The organism is Janibacter sp. CX7, from assembly GCF_024362365.1.
Taxonomy (GTDB): domain Bacteria; phylum Actinomycetota; class Actinomycetes; order Actinomycetales; family Dermatophilaceae; genus Janibacter.
On record NZ_CP101464.1, the window covers coordinates 2,425,666 to 2,443,970 of the forward strand.

Here is an 18,305-nt window from a genome sequence, read left to right on the forward strand (position 1 = left end):
CCCAACCCTGCAAAACCCTAGGGTCCTGCAGGGTTAGCCGGGCCCAACTCTGCAAAACCCTAGGGTTTTGCAGAGTTGTTGGTCAGACGGGACCTGCGTCCGCCCTGAGGCCGCATTGCCCAACGGCAATGCGGCCTCAGAGCTTTTCGAGCGGGGCGTAGCGGAGCAGCAGGCGCTTGACGCCGTCCTCCCCACCGAAGTCGACGTGGGCCATCGCCTTGTCGCCCTCACCCTCGACCCGGATCACCGTGCCGAGCCCGAAGCTGTCGTGCGTGACCTTGTCACCGTCGGACAGCGCGATGACCGGACGGTTGCCGGGCGAGCGCACGCCGGGGCGGGCCGCGAGGCGGGCGACGGCCGGTGTGCGGGTCGAGCGGGTCGGGCCGACCGGCGGCCCCGTCCGCTCCCACCGCATGAGGTGCTCGGGGATCTCGTCGAGGAAGCGTGACGCAGGGTTGTACTGCGGCGCGCCGAAGGCGCTGCGCACCGCCGCCCGCGACAGGTGCAGCCGCTCGCGGGCGCGGGTGATGCCGACATAGGCCAGCCGCCGCTCCTCCTCGAGCTCGCTCTCCTTGCCCAGGCTGCGCTGGTGCGGGAAGGTGCCGTCCTCCATGCCGGTGAGGAAGACGACGGGGAACTCCAGGCCCTTGGCCGTGTGCAGGGTCATGAGGGTGACGACGCCCTGGTCGTCGGCCTCGTCGTCGGGGATCTCGTCGGCGTCGGCGACGAGGCTCACCTGCTCGAGGAAGTCGTCGAGGCTGATGACCTCGCCGGTCGCCTCACGCGTCGCGTCGAACTCGCGGGCGACCCCGACGAGCTCCTGCAGGTTTTCGAGTCGGGTCTCGTCCTGCGGGTCACGACTGGCCTGCAGCTCGGCGACGTAGCCGGTGCGCTCGAGGACCGCGGCGAGCAGGTCGCCGATGCCGGCCCCCTCCTCCTGCAGCTCGCGCAGGCCCTCCAGGAGGGAGGTGAAGCCGCGCACGGCCGTCACGGAACGGGTCGCGATGCCGGGTGCGTCCTCGACGCGGCCGAGGGCGGCGACGAAGGGGATGCGCTCACGGTCGGCGAGCTGGGCCACGGCGGCCTGGGCCCGGTCACCGATGCCCCGCTTGGGGACGTTGATGATCCGGCGCAGGTTGACGGTGTCGGCGGGGTTGGCGACGACGTGCAGGTAGGCCAGGGCGTCCTTGACCTCCCTTCGCTCGTAGAAGCGGGTGCCACCGACGACCTTGTAGGGCAGACCGACCCGGACGAAGACCTCCTCGATGGCGCGAGACTGCGCATTGGTCCGGTAGAAGACGGCGACGTCGCCGGGCCGCACGCCGTGCTCGTCGTGGAGCTCGTCGATGGTCGTGGCGATGAAGGAGGCCTCGTCGTGCTCGTTGTCCCCGACGTAGCCGATGATCGGCTCGCCGGAGCCGGACTCGGTCCACAGGTTCTTCTTGCGGCGCGACTCGTTGCGCTCGATGACGGCATTGGCCGCGGTGAGGATCGTCTGGGTCGAGCGGTAGTTCTGCTCGAGGAGGATCGAGCGCGCGTCGGGGTAGTCCTCCTCGAACTCGATGATGTTGCGGATCGAGGCCCCGCGGAAGGCGTAGATCGACTGGTCGGCGTCGCCGACGACGACAAGCTCGCTCGGCTCGACGGCGTGCTCGCCCTGCGCCTGGCCGTCCGCCCCGCCGACGAGCTCGCGCACGAGCTGGTACTGCGCGTGGTTGGTGTCCTGGTACTCGTCGACGAGCACGTGCCGGAAGCGGCGCCGGTAGTGCTCGGCCACGTCGGGGAAGGCCTGCAGGACGTGCACCGTCGTCATGATGATGTCGTCGAAGTCGAGCGCGTTGGCCTGACGCAGCCGCCGCTGGTACTCGGTGTAGACCTGCGAGAGGGTCTGGTCCTGGTGGGTGCCGCCCGGCTGCTGCCCGTCCTCGTCGGCCGCGACCCGGCGGGCGTACTCCTCCTCGTCGACGAGCTCGTTCTTGAGGTTGCTGATCCGATGGCCCATGGCCCGCGGCGGGAAGCGCTTGGGGTCGAGGTCGAGGTCGCGCATGACGAGCGCGATGAGCCGTTGGCTGTCGGCGGCGTCGTAGATCGAGAAGCTGCTCTTCATGCCGACCTTCGTCGCCTCGCGGCGCAGGATGCGCACGCACGCCGAGTGGAAGGTCATGACCCACATCGCCTTGGCCCGCGGCCCGACGAGGTCCTCGACCCGCTCGCGCATCTCCGCGGCGGCCTTGTTGGTGAAGGTGATCGCGAGGATCTGCCCCGGCTGCGCGCCGCGGGCGGCGAGCAGGTAGGCGATGCGGTGGGTGAGCACCCGGGTCTTGCCCGAGCCGGCGCCGGCGACGATGAGCAGCGGGCCGCCCTCGTGCAGGACGGCCTCGCGCTGGGCGGGGTTGAGCCCCGCCACGAGTTCCTCGGGGTCGCGCTCCGGGGCCCGCTTGTGTGCGCTGTGAGCGGCCCGGGTGGGCCCCTCCTCGGACATCGCCCACGCCGGCACCCCGGCATCGGTCACGTCCGCGGTCCAGTCACCGGGCAGGGCATCAGGGAGGTCGTCGAAGAGGCTGCTCATCTCGCCCTCCAGCGTACGTCGCCGCGGTGACAGGCCCCGCGGACGGGGAGGTCGGGTGACGCGGCGTCAAGCCGAAGTCGTGGACGACGACGCCACCACAGGAGAACGAAGGACTTCGGCAGCGCGTCACCCGGCCTCCCCGGGAGCCGGGAGGTCGGGTGGCGCGGAGTATCTTGCGCCGGTGAGCGGGATGCGCGAGGACCTGAGCCTGCTGCGGGAGCGGCGCTTCGCGTCGCTCTTCGAGGCACGTACTCTGTCGATGCTCGGGCTGGCCTTCGCGCCGGTGGCGCTGGCCTTCGGCATCCTGCGTCTGCCCGGGGCCGACGCCGGGACGCTCTCGCTCGTCGTCGCCTCGGAGGCGATCCCACACGTGCTCGGCCTGCTCCTCGGCGGGGTCGTCGCCGACCGCTACCCGCGGCGGCTCGTGATGTTCACCGGCGAGTGCCTCTCGCTCGTCGCGTGGCTGGGCATCGGCACGATGCTGCTCCTCGGGTGGGCGCCGATCCCGCTCGTGTGCGCCTTCGCCGTCCTCACCGGTCTCGCCGGCGCGGTCGTGTGGCCGGTGCTGTCCGGCATCATCCCCGAGGTCGCCCCGCCCGACCGGCTGCAGTCGGCCAATGCGCTGCTCGCGGTGGGCGCCAACGTCGCTCGCGTCGGCGGGCTCGTCGCCGCGGGCGCGGTCGTCGTCCTCATCGGCCCCGGCTGGGCGCTCGTCACGGCCGCCGCCGTGTACGCCGCTGCCGCCACCTTCGCGTGGCGCATCGGCTCGACCCAACGCCCCGGACGCGAAGGGGGGACCTCCGTCCTCGCCGAGCTGCAGGAGGGGTGGGTCGAGTTCTCCTCCCGCGAGTGGCTGTGGGTGGTCGTCGCGCAGTTCGCCCTGCTCATCCTCGCCTGGCAGGGCGCCCACACGGTCCTCGGCCCGGTGGTCGCCGAGGCCGAGCTCGGCGGGGCCGGTGCGTGGTCGGCGATCCTCACCGGCGAGGCGATCGGCATGCTCGTCGGGGTGCTCGTGGCCCTGCGCCTGCGGCCCCGTCGCCCGATCCTCGTCGGCGTGCTCCTCACCTCGCTCACGGCCCTGCCCTACCTCCTCCTCGGGCTGGGCGCGCCGCTGGCACTCGTCGTGGTCGCGGGCTTCGCGATGGGGCTGGGCATGGACACCTTCACCGTCCTGTGGCAGACGACGATGCAGCGGGAGGTCCCCGCCGAGGCCCTCTCGCGGGTGGCCTCCTACGACGCCTTCGGGTCGATGCTCTTCGGCCCCGTCGGGGTGCTGCTCGCCGGACCGGCGGCGGTCCACCTCGGCGCGCACACCGCCCTGCTCGTGTGCGCGGCGATCATCCTCGTCTCCTGCCTGCTCGCCCTGCTCTCGCGGGAGGTGCGCACCCTGCGGGCACCGGAGGTGGCCGCCCCGGTGCCCGAGGGCGCCTACCCGACACCGGTCGACCCGGCGACACCCTGACCGCGGGTCAGGCGGCGCGCAGCCGGGCGACCGGTAGCCCGAGCTCGCGCCACGCGGCGAAGCCACCGACGACATCCGTCGCCAGCTCGATCCCGATGGAGCGCAGGGAGTCCGCCGCCAGCGACGAGGTGTAGCCCTCCTGGCAGATGACGATGACGCGGTCACCGAGGGTGACGCCCGGCAGGGACGCCTCCTGCCGCGGGTCGAGCCGCCACTCGAGGACATTGCGCTCGATGACCCACGGGTCGAGGACGCTGGCGACCTCCCCTTCGACCTGCCGTTGCGCCGCCGGACGGATGTCGACGAGGCGGGCGGTGCCGTCACGCACCTCCCGCCAGGCCTGCACCGGGGAGACCCGGGTCAGCCGGGAGCGGGCGTCGGCGAGGAGGGCGTCGATGCCGTCGTGCTGGGCCGCCATCGCGCTCACCACGCCTGCCGCTGCTCGACGCCGGAGGGCCGCAGCACGCCGTCGACGAGGTCGTAGTGGGTCATCTGCGCCAGCGTCGGGCTGTAGGCGTGCACCGAGATGGCCACCTCGCGACCGAGGTTGGTGACGTCGTGGAGGTGGCTGCCGCCGAAGGCGCGCCCCTCCCCTTCGTGCAGCTCGGAGGCCGCGACGGACCGCTCCCGGGTGTGCTCGGTCAGGGTGCCGCGCACGACGGTGAACCCGCCTCGCGCGCCGCCGTGGTCGTGCCAGCCGGTGCCGGCGCCGACGGGCCACCGGATGAGCCAGACCTGCAGGCGCGGGCTGTCGGCGAGCAGCCGCCAGGTGCGTTCGCCGGGGCGGTCGGGGTCCGGCCCGAGCGTGTCGGGCAGGGCCGGGTCGGAGGCGAAGAGCTGGGTCAGGCGCAACAGCTGGACGGGGGTGAAGGCCTCGACGCCGGGCGTCGGGCGGACAGGGGTGGACTGGGTCGTGTACATGGGTCGGCTCTCTGTGCGGTGGTCTGCGGGCTGCGGTCAGGCGCAGCGGCGACAGAGGGCACCGAGGTGGAGCGCGAGGTCCAGGTGCAGACGACGCACCCCGGCGAAGGGGGTCCAGGTGTGCGTCGAGAGGTCCATGCCGAGAGCCCACCACGTGCGCACCCCTCGCGTCAAACTCCTATTCACATAGTGGGAGATTGGTCGGCCTAAGGTGTCCGTCATGACCCAGATCGTGCGACCCGACGCCCGCTACCAGCGCTCCTACCTCGAAGCTCTCGACGAGTTCGACGGGGCGCACCGCGACGGCGACGGCATGCTCGAGCTGGCTGCCGACCCGACGACCGGCTTCGCCGGCCACGACTTCACCCGTGAGGGGCTCGAGGACCCCGAGGAGTTCCGCCGTCTCGTGCAGGCCCGCCGCGCCGACGAGCTGCCGGAGACGCCGCGCCCGGCGAACTTCGTCCCGTGCACCTATCTGTGGATCGCCGAGGGCGACACCTATCTCGGGTCGATCTCCTTCCGCCACGAGCTGACCGACTTCCTCCTCGAGCAGGGCGGGCACATCGGCTACTCGGTCCGGCCCTCGGCGCGGCGGCAGGGGCACGCGAGCACCGCCCTTCGTCAGGTCCTGGAGCTCGCCGCCGAGATGGGCCACGAGCGGGTGCTCATCACCTGCGACGAGGACAACGTCGCCTCGCGGGCCACGATCGAGGGCGCCGGCGGGGTCTACGAGGACTCGCGGGTCGGCAAGCGGCGCTACTGGGTGCCGACGGTCGTCACCGACCGGCCGGCGGGCGCGCTCATCGGGTAGGCGGGTCCCTTCGAGACGGTCGCTGCGCGACCTCCTCAGGGACCGTCGTGAGTACTGTCGGGGCATGGCCCGCGGCGAGCACGGCGACGACGTCCACCTCGACGTCGGGGGGCGCGACGTGCGCATCTCCTCCCCCGACCGGGTCTACTTCCCCGAGCGCGGTGAGACCAAGCTCGACCTCGCGCACTACTACCTCGCCGTCGGCGACGGGATCCTGCGGGCGCTGCGCGAGCGGCCGACGATGCTGCACCGGTTCCCCAAGGGCGTGAGCGGCGCCAAGGTCCACCAGAAGCGGCTGCCGAAGGGCGCGCCCGACTGGGTCGAGACGGTGCGGCTGCACTTCCCGCGGTACGACCTGCACGCCGACGAGCTGTGCCCGACGGAGCTCGGCGCCATCATCTGGGCGGTGCAGATGAGCACCGTCGAGCTGCACCCGTGGAATGTCCGCCGCGCCGACGTCGACCGGCCCGACGAGTGGCGGATCGACCTCGACCCCATGCCGGATGCTCCCTTCGACCGGGTGCGGCGGGTGGCCGGCGTCGTCCACGAGGCCCTCGACGAGCTCGGGGTCGTCGGCTTCCCCAAGACGAGCGGTGGGTCCGGGCTGCACGTCTACGTGCGGGTCGAGCCGCGGTGGGAGTTCGCCGACGTGCGAAGGGCGGCGCTCGCCTTCGCCCGTGAGGTCGAGCGGCGCGCGCCGCAGGACGTGACGACGACGTGGTGGCGCAAGGACCGCGACCCGGCGGCGGTCTTCGTCGACTACAACCAAAATGCCCGCGACCACACGATCGCGGCCGCCTACTCGGTGCGGGGCAATGCCCGCGGGACGGTGTCGACGCCGATCTCCTGGGACGAGATCGCCGACGTCGAGCCGCAGGACTGCACGATCGCGACCGTGCCGGCGCGCTTCGCGCGGGTCGGCGACCTGCACGCGAGCATCGACGACGTCGCGCACGACCTGACGCCGCTGCTCGAGTGGGCCGAGCGTGACGAGGCCGCCGGGCACGAGGGCCCGGCCGACCCCGGCGACTGATCGCGGCGGGGCGGCTACGCCCCGCGTCGCAGACAGGCGTCGATCCAGTGGGTCAGGCCGGCCTCGTCCGCCACGGCGTCGGGGTGCACGTCCAACCAGCTCGGGCCCATGTCCTTGCCACCCATGTCGGCGACCTGCGCATAGAGCGGGCCGGCATCGGCGAGCAGGTCCGCGCTCTCAGCAGGGTCGACGCGCGCGAGCAGCCCTCCCCCGCCGCGCACCCCGACGAGGATCGACCCGCCGACCATGAAGATCAGGGAGCCGAACATCCGCTTCTCCTGCCACTCGATGCCGCGGTCGGTGAGGTCCGACCGGACGCGGGTGGCGAGGTGCTCGTCGATGGCCATGACTCCACCCTGCCAGAGCAGGTGGCGCTCGGTATGATTTCGTCATACCCAGGAGGTGGCGTCGATGATGCGCAAGGTGACCGTGACCCTGCCGGACGAGCTCTACGACGTGGTCGAGCGGGCCCGCTCGATCGAGCATCGGAGCCGATCAGAGGTCGTCCAGGAGGCACTGCGCACGCACTTCGGCGAACCCGTCTACCACCCGAGTGACGAGGAGCGCCGCCAGCTGCTGGAGGCGCTCGAGGCCCACCGCGACGACCCCGCAGCCGTTCACGACTGGGAGGCTGTCCGCGAGCAGCTGCACTCCAGTCCGTGACGATCCACCTCACGCAACATGCCGCCGACGACCTGCTGCGTGCCCGTGACCACTACGCCGATGTCAGCGCGACCCTCCGAGACCGATTCTTGGCGGACGTCGACGTCGCGTTCGAGCGCATCCTGATGTTTCCGTCGGGAGCCCCGCCCGTCGATGGGATGCGCGGTCTTCGCCGCGCCAGGTTGCGCGCCATCCCCTTCGGTGTGTTCTACCGGGTCGAGAGCACCCGCGACATCCTCGTCGTCAGGGTCCTCCACACCCGGCAAGACCGCACCACCGAGATCGCAGACCGATGACCGACGACCCGCTGCTGCCGCACCCGGTGACGGGGACTCCCTTCGCCTCGCCGGTGGAGCCCGGGGCCGGCTGGCCGGACGACCTCGCGAGCGCGGAGACGCCCGTGGCCCGCACGGCTGCTCAGGTGCGACGACTGGCGAAGGGAGCGGCCGACCAGGAGCTCGACGCGCGGATCTCGGTCTGCCGCGCCTGCCCCCGTCTCGTCGCGTGGCGCGAGGAGGTGGCGACGAGCAAGCGCGCGGCCTTCGCCGACCAGCCCTACTGGGGGCGACCGGTGCCGGCGCTCGGCCCGCCCGACGCCCCGGTCGTGATCGTCGGGTTGGCACCGGCGGCACACGGGGCCAACCGGACGGGCCGCAACTTCACCGGTGACCGGTCGGGTGACTGGCTCTTCGCCGCGCTGCACCGGGCCGGCTACGCCAGCCAGCCCGAGTCCTGGGCGGCCGGGGACGGACTGACCCTCGACGGCGTGCGGATCATCGCGCCGGTCCGGTGCGCTCCCCCGCAGAACAAGCCCACGACCACTGAGAAGCAGACGTGCGCACCGTGGCTCGACGCGGACCTGGCGAGGAGCGCTCCCTTCGTCCGCTCGATCATGTGCCTGGGTGCGATCGGGTGGGACGCGACCATCGCCGGGGTGCGGCATGCCGGGTGGGAGGTGCCGCGGCCGAAGCCGACGTTCGGCCACGGCGCCCGCGCGGTGCTGCGCACGCCCGAGGGACGCGAGGTGGAGCTCGTCGGCTGCTACCACGTGAGCCAGCACAACACCCAGACCGGCCGGCTCACCGAGACGATGCTCGACGAGGTCATCGGGTCGCTCTGACCCTTCGAGACGCTCGGCCGCGGGCGGCCTCGCTCCTCAGGGACCGGGGCGGTCCTACGCTGGCGTCATGGCCACCATGCGCGCGCTCGTCGTCACCCGCCACGGAGGACCCGAGGTCCTCGCCCTGGAGGATCGGGAGGTGCCCGAGCCGGGGCCGGGCGAAGCGCTCGTCGAGGTGGCCGCCGGCGGCGTCAACTTCATCGACGTCTACCAGCGCGAGGGGATCTACCCGACCGAGCCGCCGTACGTCGCGGGCTTCGAGGCGGCGGGAACGGTGCGCGCGATCGGCAAGGGCGCATCGGTGGCCGTCGGCGACCGGGTCGCCTGGTCGATGACCTCGGGCCTGCACGCCGAGCTCGTCCTCGCCGACTCCACACGACTGCTCCCCGTGCCCGACGACGTCGACCTCCAGACCGCTTGTGCCGCAACCCTGCAGGGCATGACCGCGCACGCACTCGTCACCGACTGCGTGCGCGTCGAGGAGGGCACCGTCGCCGTCGTGCACGCCGCGGCCGGTGGCGTCGGGCAGCTGCTGACGCAGATGATCACGAACCGCGGCGGCACCGTCATCGCGACCGCAGGGTCGGACGCCAAGCTCGAGATCGCTCGCTCCCGGGGCGCCTCCGAGGTCATCAACTACGCCCGGAGCGAGGACCTCGCCGCCGACATCGCTGCCGCCGCACGCCGGCTCGGCGCCGACGCGGGCGTCGACGTCGTCTACGACGGGGTGGGCCAGGCGACCTTCGACGCGTCGCTGGCCTCTCTGCGCCTCCGGGGCACGCTCGTGCTCTTCGGCGCGGCGTCGGGGCAGGTGCCCCCCGTCGACCTGCAACGGCTCAACTCGGGCGGCTCGCTCTTCGTCACCCGACCGACGCTGGCCCACTACATCGTCGAGCGCGACGAGCTGCTGATGCGCGGGCGTGAGGTCTTCGCCGACATCGCCGCCGGGCGACTCGACATCGCGATCCACCACGCCTACCCCTTCGCCGAGGCCGCCGAGGCCTACCGCGCGCTCGAGGGACGGCAGACGACGGGCAAGGTCATCCTCGTCCCCTGACGTGGCCCTGTGGAAACTCCCGCGGCCACTCGGGCGGTCTGCGCCAGCCTTGGGTGATGTCAGTCATCCCACTGCTCGTGGCCCAGCGCGGCGGCAGCGCCACCCGCGCCGAGATCCTCGAGGCGACCACACCCTGGGCTCTGCAGAGAGCGCTGGAGGAGGGTGTCGTCGTCCGACACCGCCGCGGCGTCTACGGGCTGCCGCTCGACGGTGACCACCACCGCGCTGCCGAGCTCGGGGTGCACCTCAGTCACCGGTCCGCTGCTCTGCACCACGGTCTGGGTGTGCTCCACGCACCGACGAGACCGGAGATGGTCACGCGGCGGGACCGCGGCATCAGCGCGCCCGAGGACGTGGCGCTGCGCTTCAGGCCACTCACGCCCGATGATCTGGGGGTGCGCGTGACCACCCCGCTGCGTACGGTCGTCGACTGCGCCCGCGACCTCGACCTCCCAGAGGCTCTGGCTGTCGCGGACTCGGCGCTGCGGTCAAGGCTGGTCAGTCCACGCCAGCTGAAGGACGCGGACCTGCCCCGCACGGGACGCGTTGCGGCCCGCCGGGTGCTCGACCTCGCGTCGGCCAAGGCCGTCAACCCCTTCGAGTCAGGGCTGCGTGGACTGGCGGTCCAGGCCGACGACCGCGGCTGGGTCCCCCAGGTGCCGATCACCCTGCGGGACGGGAGGACCCTGCACGCCGACGTGGGCGACCCAGTGACCCGCGTCGCGCTCGAGGCCGACAGCCACGAGTTCCACAAGAAGCGTGAGGACGTGCGCAGAGACTGCTGGCGCTACGACGAGATGATCCTCGCGGGCTGGGTCGTGCTCCGGTTTGCCTGGGAGCACGTGATGTTCAAGCCCGACTGGGTGCGCGAGGTCATCGCCTGGGTCGTGCGACAGCGCGTGTCGTCCTGCAGTTCACTCATCGCATGACGAGGACATGAGGATCCTGAGCGGTCCGGAGGCCGAACTGCAGGACGACACGCGGTCGGCCCGGCGCGGCGACTACCAGAGGAAGGCGATGGCGGCGTTGACGATCGCCAGACCGGCGGCGGCCCAGGCGAGCTTGATCGCGGCGGCCTCGCCACGCTTGGCCTTGGCGTTGCCGATCTCGGCGCAGGCGAGGACGGCGATCATGATGACGAGCTTGGTGCCGATCTTCGCGTGGTTGACCGGGTCGTCGCCCGCCTCGGCGAGGCCGGTGAGACCCAGCCCGATGAGCAGCTGGAGGCGCGCACCCCACACCTGGATCAGGTGACCGCGGCCGGCGACGGCCGGGCCGACGACGATCGCCAGCATGGCGAGCATGTGGAGGATGTAGAGGATGAGGTGCAGGGCGTCCATGCCCGACAGCGTAGGCGACCGACCGGCCATCTCCTACAGCGGGTAGGAGTCGCCGCCCGGCACGTGCGGCCAGGCCAGCCGGACCATCTCGGCCAGCGGCAGTCGCCCCACCTCGCCCAGCGGGACCCATGCCGCAGCGCCCGTCGAGCCGTCGACCTCGACGACGTGCGCGGGCGTCGGTCGCGGACACGTCGCCCGGTGGATCAGTCGCACGGCGTGGAAGTCCTCGTGCCGCTCCCCCGCCGTCACGTCGCCCACCCAGTGACGCGACTGCACCTGCACGAGTTCGTCGACGACGACGTGCTGCCCGGCCTCCTCGTGCACCTCGCGCACGACGCCGTCGACCGGGGACTCGCCCGGGTCGACGCCACCGCCGGGCAGCGTCCACAGCCCGCCGGCGCCGCCCACCCAGTCGGCGAGCTGCGACATGAGCAGCCGTCCCTCGTCGACGACGAGGGCATAGGCGGCGAGCCGCTGCAGGACCGTGGCGCCGGGGCTGCCCGTCACGACAGCCGGCGGCGTCACCGGGCCGGGCAGCGCGGCCACCCGCCAGCGCACCTCGACGTCGTCGCCCACGAGGCCGCTGCCCGTCGGCTCCCCCGCCCACTCGTGTGCGGCGAGCAGGTCGGCCGGGTCCTGCCCGTGCCCGAGCGGCCAGCGCCCGACCTCGCCGTCCGGGCCGTCGGCCACCACGACGACGCTCATGCGCCGGCCCGTCGGTACTCGTCGACCGCGAGGGCGACGACGCGGTCCCAGGTCTGGGCGGGCGGGATGCGTCGGTTGTGCGCGGCGATCCGGGTGCGCAGGGTGTCGTCGGCGACGAGCCGCGCGAGCGCGTCGGCGAGCCCGGCGTCGTCGGGGGCGAGCAGCCCCGAGACCCCGTCGGTGACGACCTCGCGCACCCCGGAGTCGGCGCGCGCGATGACCGGCAGTCCCGCCGTGCGTGCCTCGAGCGCGGCGATCCCGAAGGCCTCCAGACGGGTCGGGGACAGGTAGCCGTCGGCGCGAGCCCAGGCGGCCGCGAGCTCCGGGCGGGTGACGCGGCCACGCAGGCGCACGACGTCGTCGAGCCCCAGCGCACTCACCCGAGCCTCCAGCCACCGCCGCAGCGGTCCCTCGCCGTAGACGTCGAGGGTCATGGCTCCCGGGCCGATCCGGCGACGGGCGGCGGCGACGACCGACAGCAGCGCGCCGACCCGCTTGCGCGGGGCGAGGCGGGTGGCGGTGACGAGGCGGACGGGGCGGGTCTCGAGGCTCGCTGGCGCTCGCACTTCGACCAACGGGGATGGGGCCACCTCGACCAACGGTGGTGCCCACAGGCTGGGGTCGATGCCGTTGGGGAGCACGGCGACGGGCTCCCCCTTCGCCGCACGTCGCACACCCTCGGCAGCGAATCCGGACACCGCCGAGAGCACCGCGCCCCGATCCGCCCAGCGCCGGACCATCGGGCCGAGCGGCCGCGCGGCCCGGTCGAGGACGCAGTGCCAGGTCAGGGCCGTCGGCAGACCGAGGTCGGTGGTCAGGTCGGCCATGTCCCAGGCGAAGGGAGAGACGACCCCCATGTGCACGTGCGCCACGTCGAAGCCCCCTGCGGCGAGCAGCCGGCGAGCCTCCGGCAGCGCGAGCGGGTTGACCGGCAGGCCCAGCGCGAGCGGGGTGTCCAGCCGGTGCACCTGCACCCCGTCGGGTCTCGAGGCTTCGGCCGCAGGCGGCCTCGCACCCAGACCCACGGGCGTCGCCGCCGTCGCGGTGAAGACCTCGACCTCGTGCCCGGCCGCCACCAGCTGCGCCGCGAGGTCCCCGACCTGGGACTCGATGCCGCCGGTGCGCGGCGGGTAGCAGTCCGAGAGCAGGGCCACCTTCACGGGTCCAAGGGTGCCACGGCGGGGTGTGGGAGGGTTTCACCGATGGACTCCGCAGCCCGCACTCTCGTGGTCTTCCACGCGCACCCCGACGACGAGGCGCTGCTCACCGCCGGGACGATGGCGCGCGCTGCGGCCGAGGGTCATCGCGTCGTCCTCGTCGTCGCCACGGACGGCGCGCTCGGGCTCACCGACGAGAGCGCCTTCGGCACGAAGGGAGATGCCCTCGCCGCCACCCGCAGCCGGGAGCTGGCCGCGAGCGCCCGCGCGCTCGGCGTCGCCCGCACGGTCGAGCTCGGCCACGCCGACAGCGGCAGCGGCCCCGAGGTGTGGCCCGACCCGCCGGGTGGCCGACGCTTCGTCCGCGTGCCGGTGGACGAAGCAGCCACCGCCCTGGCCGACGTGCTCGTCGAGGAGCGCGCCGACGTCCTGACGACCTACGACGCCCACGGCGGCTACGGCCACCGCGACCACGTGCGCGTCCACGAGGTCGGCGCCCGGGCCGCCGAGCTGGCCCGCGAGCGCGGCCTGCCGGTGCGGGTGCTGTGGGCGACCGTCCCCCGCGACCTCATCTGCCGCGCCATCGACCTGGTCGCGAAGGTCTACCGGTTCCCGCCCGAGTTCGACCGCAGCAGCTTCGACCGGGCCTTCTCCTCGTCGGCCGAGATCACCCACCGCATCCCGGTCCGGCGATTCGCGAAGGCCAAGCGCGCGTCGATGCGCGCCCACGCGAGCCAGGCCGCAGACTCCGGCGGCGGCGATCGCACCCTCGGGATGCTGGTCCGCATCCCCCGCCCGCTCTACGACCTCGTCTTCGGGCGCGAGTGGTTCGTCGACCCCGACGCCGCGCCCGGCACGGCGGCCACCGACGTCTTCGCGGGGCTGGCATGACCGCCACGACCGAGCCGGCCGACCACGGCCCCGCCCCGGCGACCAAGCGGACCTCCCCCTTCGTCCGGGGGTTGCAGGTGACCCTCGGCCTGGGGCTGGCCGTCGCGATGCTGTGGTGGGGGCTGCCGCACTTCGCCAAGACCTCGTGGAGCGAGGTGTGGCACGTCCTGCGCACCGTGCCGGCGTGGAAGGCCGCGCTCTTCATGGGTCTCGTCGTCGCCGGGCTGTACTGCTACACCTTCCTCATGACGGGGGCCATGCAGGGACTGAGCCACCTGCGCGCCCTCATCCTCAACGTCTGCGGGTCTTCGGTGTCCAACCTGCTGCCCGGCGGCGGTGCCGTCGGGCTCGCCGCGACCTACTCGATCGCCAAGTCCTGGGGATTTTCGGCAGCGAGCGTCACGACCATGGCCGTCGTCACCGGGGTGTGGAATGTCCTCGCCCGCGTCGCCCTGCCGATCATCGCCGTCGTCGGACTCGCCTGGGGCGCAACCGATCTGCCGCCTGCGATGCGCGAAGCCGCCTGGGCCGCAGTGCTCTCCGGGACGGCGATCGTCGCGGCCTTCACCCTCGCGATCGCCACGGACAAGGGGGCGCGCGTCCTCGGCCGCGGCATCGACCGGTTGGTCCGGCTCGTGCGCCGTGGCCACGGCAGCACCGTCGAGGACGGCCTGTCGGGGCTGCGGGCCCGCGTGGCCGACACCGTGCGCACCGGCTGGCTCCAGATGACGCTCGGGATGGTCGGGTTCTTCGGCCTCTACTACGTGCTCTTCCTGCTGTGCACGGAGACGACCGGCATCGAGCTGCCCTTCGGCCAGCTCTTCGCGGCCTATGCGATCGGCCGGCTGCTCACCGCCGTCGGCGTGACCCCCGGCGGGCTCGGCGTCACCGAGACCGGCACCGCCGCCGCCCTCGTCGCGTGGGGCGCCGACCCCGCCGCGTCGATGGCCGGGGTCGTGCTCTTCTCGATCTTCACGCACTTCATGGAGATCCCCCTCGGCGCCCTCGGCTGGGTCGCGTGGAGCGTGATGCCCAAGGCCAGCGCTGACGAGCGCGCCGCGACCGACGCCTGAGCGCAGCGCCGCGGCCGGGGCGGGCGGTGCTCAGCCGACGAGCCGGCGCACCTGACGGGAGTGCGCCTGCCGCGCCACCTCGTCGTCGAGCGACGCAGGCTCGAAGTCCCGTCCGGTCGCCAGCTCGGCCGCCCACCCGATGAGCGCATCGGCCAGGCGCGGGTTGGCCGGGAGGATCGGCCCGTGGAGGTAGGAGCCGATGACGTGGCCGGTGACGGCACCCTCGGTCCCGTCCGTGCCGTTGTTGCCCATGCCGTGCCGCACCCGGCCGAAGGGAGCCTGCCCCGCCCCGAGCGTGGTCGATCCCGAGTGGTTCTCGTAGCCCACGACGTCGCCGTGGTCGGTGCTCAGCACGATCGGGCCGATCATCCGCTTCTCGTTGCCCTGGGTGGTGACGTCGAGGATGCCCAGGCCGGGCAGCCGCTCCCCCTGCACGGTGACGAAGGCCTTGCCGAAGAGCTGGTACATGCCGCAGATCATGAGCATCGGGGTGCCGTCGGCGGCGAGAGAGCGCAGCCGATCGCCGATCCGCGCGAGGTCCTCCTCGACCTTGGACTGCCCCGAGTCCTGGCCACCGCCGCCGACGACGAGGTGCGCCTGCTCGGGGAAGTCCTGCCCCGGGTGGTGCTGGTGGACGACGGGCACGTAGCCGTGCCGGCGGATGCGCGCGGCCAGGCAGCGGGTGTTGCCCAGGTCGCCGTAGATGCTCATCTCGCGCGGGTAGAGGTGGACGAGGTGGATCTCGCCCTTGCCCTCGGCACCCGGGTCGGCGGGCAGCGCGGACCCGCTCGGCTCACCGAGGATCGGGACGTCGAGGTCGGCTGCACTCATCGCTGGGCTCCCTGGGTCTCGTCCGCGTCGACGCCCATCTCGGGCAGGTCGTAGCGCTCGCCGAGCATGCGGCGCAGCGCGAGCATCGCGGTGTAGGTGCAGAAGATGCGCTTCGGCTCGTCACGGTGGTTGGCGAGGAAGCGCTCGAGCGCCTTGGCCAGGTCGACCTCGGTCGCCGCCACGGGCACGTCGTCGTACTGCAGCCGCAGCGCCATGTCCCAGCCGCGCACACCGCTGGTCACGGCAACCCCCTTGTCCCGCAAGGACTCGAAGCTCACGTCGTAGAGCCACGACACGTCGCGGCCGTCGGCATAGTCGTCGTTGATCGCGACCATCGTGGCCACCGGCGACGAGCCGTAGGTGCCCAGCGCCACGGTGAACCCCGCGGGGTTCTTGACGAGGACCAGCTCGAGCGGGGTCCCGTCGGCGTCGACGACCTCACCCCGGCCGAAGGGGGGTGCCACCGTCCGCAGCGCCTGCTCGGCGGCCTCGGCGCGGAAGCCGTCGCCGAGGAGTGCCCGGGCCGTGGCTGTTGCGGCCGTGGCATTGATCATCGCGGCGAGGCCGCGCTGGCGCAGCTCGACCGGGCCGACGGTCCCCCCTTCGCCCTGCTCGCCGAAGACGACACTCAGCTGCTGCTCGTCGACCGGCCGCAGGAGGGCGTCGCGGGCGGTGAGGGCCGGCGGCTGCCACGCGTCGCCGCCGCGGGAGTCGTGCTCCTGCAGCTCTCCGAGGCGGTCGGCGATCGAGGCGTCGAGGCCGAACCACGCGATGTCCATGCCGGACCCGACGGTCGTGGCGATGCGGTTGACGAAGGGGTCGTCGCGGTTGAGCACGACACCCTGCGTCGTCATGCCGGCGAGCTGCGTGAGCAGGCCTGCGGTGTGGTCGATCTCGGCGAAACGGTCGAGCTGGTCGCGCGCGACGTTGAGCAGCAGCGCGTGCGTCGGCGCGACGGCCCGGGCGAAGTGGAGGGCGTGCGCCTCGTCGAGCTCGAGCACGGCGATGTCGGCCCGGAGCCGGCCGCGCTGGAGCGGCTCGGCGAGGAGCGCGGAGATGACGCCACGGGTGAAGTTGCTGCCCGTGGGGTTGGTGAAGACCGTCTGGCCGTGGGCGCGCAGGAGCGCGACGAGCATCTTGGTCGTCGTCGTCTTGCCGTTGGTCCCCGACACGACGACGATCCCGCCCGGCACGTCGCCGAGCGCGTGCGCGAGGAAGCCGGGGTCGATCTTCTCGGCGACGAGGCCCGGCAGGGCGGACCCTCCGGATCCACCGCCTCGGAGGCGGGCGGCGCGGCGGGCGGCCTTGCCGGCGAATGCGGCGACTGCGGTCTTCAGCACCGGGTCAGCGTACCCAGCCGGGTCAGCCCGACGACGAAGCCTCCGCTGTGTCCAGCTCGAGCATTGGCATGAGAGCTCGACCCGGCCACCGCTCAGGCGGATCGGTCGGCGAAGTCGGCCGAGCGCTCCTGGGGCGAGCGCTCGGCGATCGCGTCCATCACCTCGTCGGTGATCGCGCGCAGCAGCTTGCCCTTGACGTACTGCGCCTCGAGGGCGGCGACGTCGACCGGCGGGGCGAAGCGCACGGTCACCCGGTGCGGGCGGATGCCCCGGGCGTCGATCGGCTGCGCCTTGTCGGTGCCCACGAGCGCGCACGGCACGACCGGGGCCCCGGAGGCGACGGCCAGGCGCCCGACGCCGGTGCGCCCCTTGTGGAGGCGCCCGTCGCGGCTGCGCGTGCCCTCCGGGTAGATGCCGAAGGCGCCACCGCCCGCGAGGTGCTCCTCGGCGACCTCGATGGAGCGTGCGGCCGCCCGCGCGTCGTCGCGGTCGACGGGGATCATGCCGCCGAACTCGCCGAACCACAGGCGGCTCAGCCAGCCCTTGACCCCGGTGCCGGTGACGTACTCGGCCTTGCCGAGGAAGCCGACCTTGCGCCCGGCCGCGAGCGGGATGACCATCGAGTCGACGAAGCTCAGGTGGTTGCTCGCGATGATCACCGGACCGGTCTCGGGCACGTGCTCGGCGCCCTCGACCTCGAGCCGCAGCCATGCCTTGAGCGGTGGCCCCACGATGACCCGTCGCAGGAGCCACTCGAGGACGCGCATCGCCGGCTTGCTGCTCACCCGGCCAGCGTAACCAGCGCCCGTGGACCCGACTGGCGCCCGTCCGGCTCATGGGCAAGCATCGGCCCCATGACGATGCCTCCTCCCCCGCACCAGCCCCACGGCCAGCAGCCCGTCATGCCGGTCTCCGGCCCGCAGGCGAGCTTCATGCAGCCGCCGCCGGGTCACGGGGCGCTGCTGCTCACGCTGCAGGGCAACGGCTTCACCGCGGGGCTGACGCCGACGGTCCAGATCGACGGCTACGTCGTGCCGGCCACCTTCGGACCCAACTTCTTCCCCCTTCGCCCGGGGCGGCACCGCGTCGACGTGCACACCCAGTGGATGCGGCGCTACGGGCAGGCCTCGATGGAGGTCGACGTGCAGCAGGGCACGACGGTGCCGGGCTTCTACGCCGTGCCGTGGCACCAGTTCACGACCGGCTCCATCGGGCACGTGCAGCAGTCCCGCAAGGGGCTGGGCGTGATGATCGCGATCATCGTCGCCACCGTGCTGCTCATCTGCGCGTGCGGCCTCGGCGGCGCCCTCCTCGGCTCCTGACGGACGAAGG

Annotated in this window: 21 protein-coding genes; 11 read left to right on the forward strand and 10 right to left on the reverse strand. The window is 72.8% G+C overall.

Annotated elements, in window-relative coordinates; genetic code table 11:
* Window positions 1-136: 136 nt before the first annotated feature.
* A complete protein-coding gene (gene pcrA / locus NMQ01_RS11890) occupies window positions 137-2,569 on the reverse strand; it encodes a DNA helicase PcrA (RefSeq protein WP_255184140.1) in 2,433 nt (810 codons plus the stop codon).
* 190 nt (window positions 2,570-2,759) lie between these two features.
* Between pcrA and NMQ01_RS11895 the strand changes: the two genes are divergently transcribed.
* Window positions 2,760-4,031, forward strand: coding sequence for an MFS transporter (locus NMQ01_RS11895; protein ID WP_255186366.1), 1,272 nt, complete (start codon window positions 2,760-2,762; stop codon window positions 4,029-4,031).
* Window positions 4,032-4,038: 7 nt separating this feature from the next.
* On the opposite strand, the gene NMQ01_RS11900 is transcribed toward NMQ01_RS11895, so the two are convergent.
* Entirely contained in the window at window positions 4,039-4,449 is a 411-nt protein-coding gene (locus tag NMQ01_RS11900; RefSeq protein WP_255184141.1) for a rhodanese-like domain-containing protein, read from the reverse strand.
* A gap of 5 nt (window positions 4,450-4,454) precedes the next feature.
* Window positions 4,455-4,952, reverse strand: coding sequence for a cysteine dioxygenase family protein (locus NMQ01_RS11905; protein ID WP_255184142.1), 498 nt, complete (start codon window positions 4,950-4,952; stop codon window positions 4,455-4,457).
* Between the two features lie 220 nt (window positions 4,953-5,172).
* Between NMQ01_RS11905 and NMQ01_RS11910 the strand changes: the two genes are divergently transcribed.
* Complete coding sequence (locus tag NMQ01_RS11910; protein ID WP_255184143.1) at window positions 5,173-5,763, forward strand: GNAT family N-acetyltransferase; 591 nt, start codon at window positions 5,173-5,175, stop codon at window positions 5,761-5,763.
* Between the two features lie 64 nt (window positions 5,764-5,827).
* Entirely contained in the window at window positions 5,828-6,796 is a 969-nt protein-coding gene (gene ligD, locus NMQ01_RS11915) for a non-homologous end-joining DNA ligase (protein WP_255184144.1), read from the forward strand.
* A 14-nt stretch (window positions 6,797-6,810) separates the two neighbouring features.
* Here ligD and NMQ01_RS11920 read toward each other — a convergent pair whose 3' ends face one another.
* Window positions 6,811-7,143: a TfoX/Sxy family protein gene (locus NMQ01_RS11920; RefSeq protein WP_255184145.1), complete on the reverse strand. Its 333-nt coding sequence runs from the start codon at window positions 7,141-7,143 to the stop codon at window positions 6,811-6,813.
* 64 nt (window positions 7,144-7,207) lie between these two features.
* Between NMQ01_RS11920 and NMQ01_RS11925 the strand changes: the two genes are divergently transcribed.
* From NMQ01_RS11925 to NMQ01_RS11945, 5 genes are all read left to right on the forward strand, one after another.
* Window positions 7,208-7,459 carry a ribbon-helix-helix protein, CopG family gene (locus tag NMQ01_RS11925; protein ID WP_255184146.1) on the forward strand — a complete coding sequence of 84 codons (252 nt, stop codon included), beginning with the start codon at window positions 7,208-7,210 and terminating at the stop codon, window positions 7,457-7,459.
* A complete protein-coding gene (locus NMQ01_RS11930) occupies window positions 7,456-7,755 on the forward strand; it encodes a type II toxin-antitoxin system RelE/ParE family toxin (RefSeq protein WP_255184147.1) in 300 nt (99 codons plus the stop codon). Before NMQ01_RS11925 ends, NMQ01_RS11930 begins: the two co-directional genes overlap by 4 nt.
* The gene (locus NMQ01_RS11935; protein ID WP_255184148.1) at window positions 7,752-8,579 is read left to right on the forward strand and encodes a uracil-DNA glycosylase; all 828 of its coding nucleotides are present in this window, start codon (window positions 7,752-7,754) and stop codon (window positions 8,577-8,579) included. Before NMQ01_RS11930 ends, NMQ01_RS11935 begins: the two co-directional genes overlap by 4 nt.
* A 67-nt stretch (window positions 8,580-8,646) precedes the next feature.
* Window positions 8,647-9,636, forward strand: coding sequence for a quinone oxidoreductase (locus tag NMQ01_RS11940; RefSeq protein ID WP_255184149.1), 990 nt, complete (start codon window positions 8,647-8,649; stop codon window positions 9,634-9,636).
* Between the two features lie 56 nt (window positions 9,637-9,692).
* On the forward strand, window positions 9,693-10,565 hold the full coding sequence (locus NMQ01_RS11945) for an endonuclease domain-containing protein (RefSeq protein ID WP_255184150.1): 873 nt from the start codon (window positions 9,693-9,695) through the stop codon (window positions 10,563-10,565).
* Between the two features lie 72 nt (window positions 10,566-10,637).
* On the opposite strand, the gene NMQ01_RS11950 is transcribed toward NMQ01_RS11945, so the two are convergent.
* From NMQ01_RS11950 to NMQ01_RS11960, 3 genes are read right to left on the reverse strand one after another with little or no spacing between them, the layout of a single operon-like run.
* A complete protein-coding gene (locus NMQ01_RS11950) occupies window positions 10,638-10,976 on the reverse strand; it encodes a hypothetical protein (RefSeq protein WP_255184151.1) in 339 nt (112 codons plus the stop codon).
* A gap of 33 nt (window positions 10,977-11,009) precedes the next feature.
* Window positions 11,010-11,681 (reverse strand): NUDIX hydrolase, encoded by a 672-nt coding sequence (locus tag NMQ01_RS11955; protein ID WP_255184152.1) that lies wholly within the window; start codon window positions 11,679-11,681, stop codon window positions 11,010-11,012.
* Window positions 11,678-12,841 carry a glycosyltransferase family 4 protein gene (locus NMQ01_RS11960; RefSeq protein WP_255184153.1) on the reverse strand — a complete coding sequence of 388 codons (1,164 nt, stop codon included), beginning with the start codon at window positions 12,839-12,841 and terminating at the stop codon, window positions 11,678-11,680. The genes NMQ01_RS11955 and NMQ01_RS11960 overlap by 4 nt, the downstream gene beginning before the upstream one ends.
* Window positions 12,842-12,883: 42 nt before the next feature.
* Between NMQ01_RS11960 and NMQ01_RS11965 the strand changes: the two genes are divergently transcribed.
* Both NMQ01_RS11965 and NMQ01_RS11970 read left to right on the forward strand, forming a co-directional pair.
* Window positions 12,884-13,729: a PIG-L deacetylase family protein gene (locus NMQ01_RS11965; RefSeq protein WP_255184154.1), complete on the forward strand. Its 846-nt coding sequence runs from the start codon at window positions 12,884-12,886 to the stop codon at window positions 13,727-13,729.
* Window positions 13,726-14,802: a lysylphosphatidylglycerol synthase transmembrane domain-containing protein gene (locus tag NMQ01_RS11970; RefSeq protein ID WP_255184155.1), complete on the forward strand. Its 1,077-nt coding sequence runs from the start codon at window positions 13,726-13,728 to the stop codon at window positions 14,800-14,802. The genes NMQ01_RS11965 and NMQ01_RS11970 overlap by 4 nt, the downstream gene beginning before the upstream one ends.
* A gap of 30 nt (window positions 14,803-14,832) precedes the next feature.
* Here the strand turns inward: NMQ01_RS11970 and NMQ01_RS11975 are convergent, their stop codons facing one another.
* The 3 genes from NMQ01_RS11975 to NMQ01_RS11985 all read right to left on the reverse strand — a co-directional run bounded on the left by NMQ01_RS11975 (window position 14,833) and on the right by NMQ01_RS11985 (window position 17,758).
* Window positions 14,833-15,633, reverse strand: a complete 801-nt coding sequence (locus tag NMQ01_RS11975; RefSeq protein WP_255184156.1) for a type 1 glutamine amidotransferase — start codon at window positions 15,631-15,633, stop codon at window positions 14,833-14,835.
* The gene (locus NMQ01_RS11980) at window positions 15,630-16,973 is read right to left on the reverse strand and encodes a Mur ligase family protein (protein ID WP_255184157.1); all 1,344 of its coding nucleotides are present in this window, start codon (window positions 16,971-16,973) and stop codon (window positions 15,630-15,632) included. Before NMQ01_RS11980 ends, NMQ01_RS11975 begins: the two co-directional genes overlap by 4 nt.
* Before the next feature lie 92 nt (window positions 16,974-17,065).
* A complete protein-coding gene (locus NMQ01_RS11985) occupies window positions 17,066-17,758 on the reverse strand; it encodes a 1-acyl-sn-glycerol-3-phosphate acyltransferase (RefSeq protein ID WP_255184158.1) in 693 nt (230 codons plus the stop codon).
* A 69-nt stretch (window positions 17,759-17,827) separates the two neighbouring features.
* On the opposite strand from NMQ01_RS11985, the gene NMQ01_RS11990 reads away from it, so the two are divergent.
* Window positions 17,828-18,295, forward strand: a complete 468-nt coding sequence (locus tag NMQ01_RS11990) for a hypothetical protein (RefSeq protein ID WP_255184159.1) — start codon at window positions 17,828-17,830, stop codon at window positions 18,293-18,295.
* Window positions 18,296-18,305: the final 10 nt, after the last annotated feature.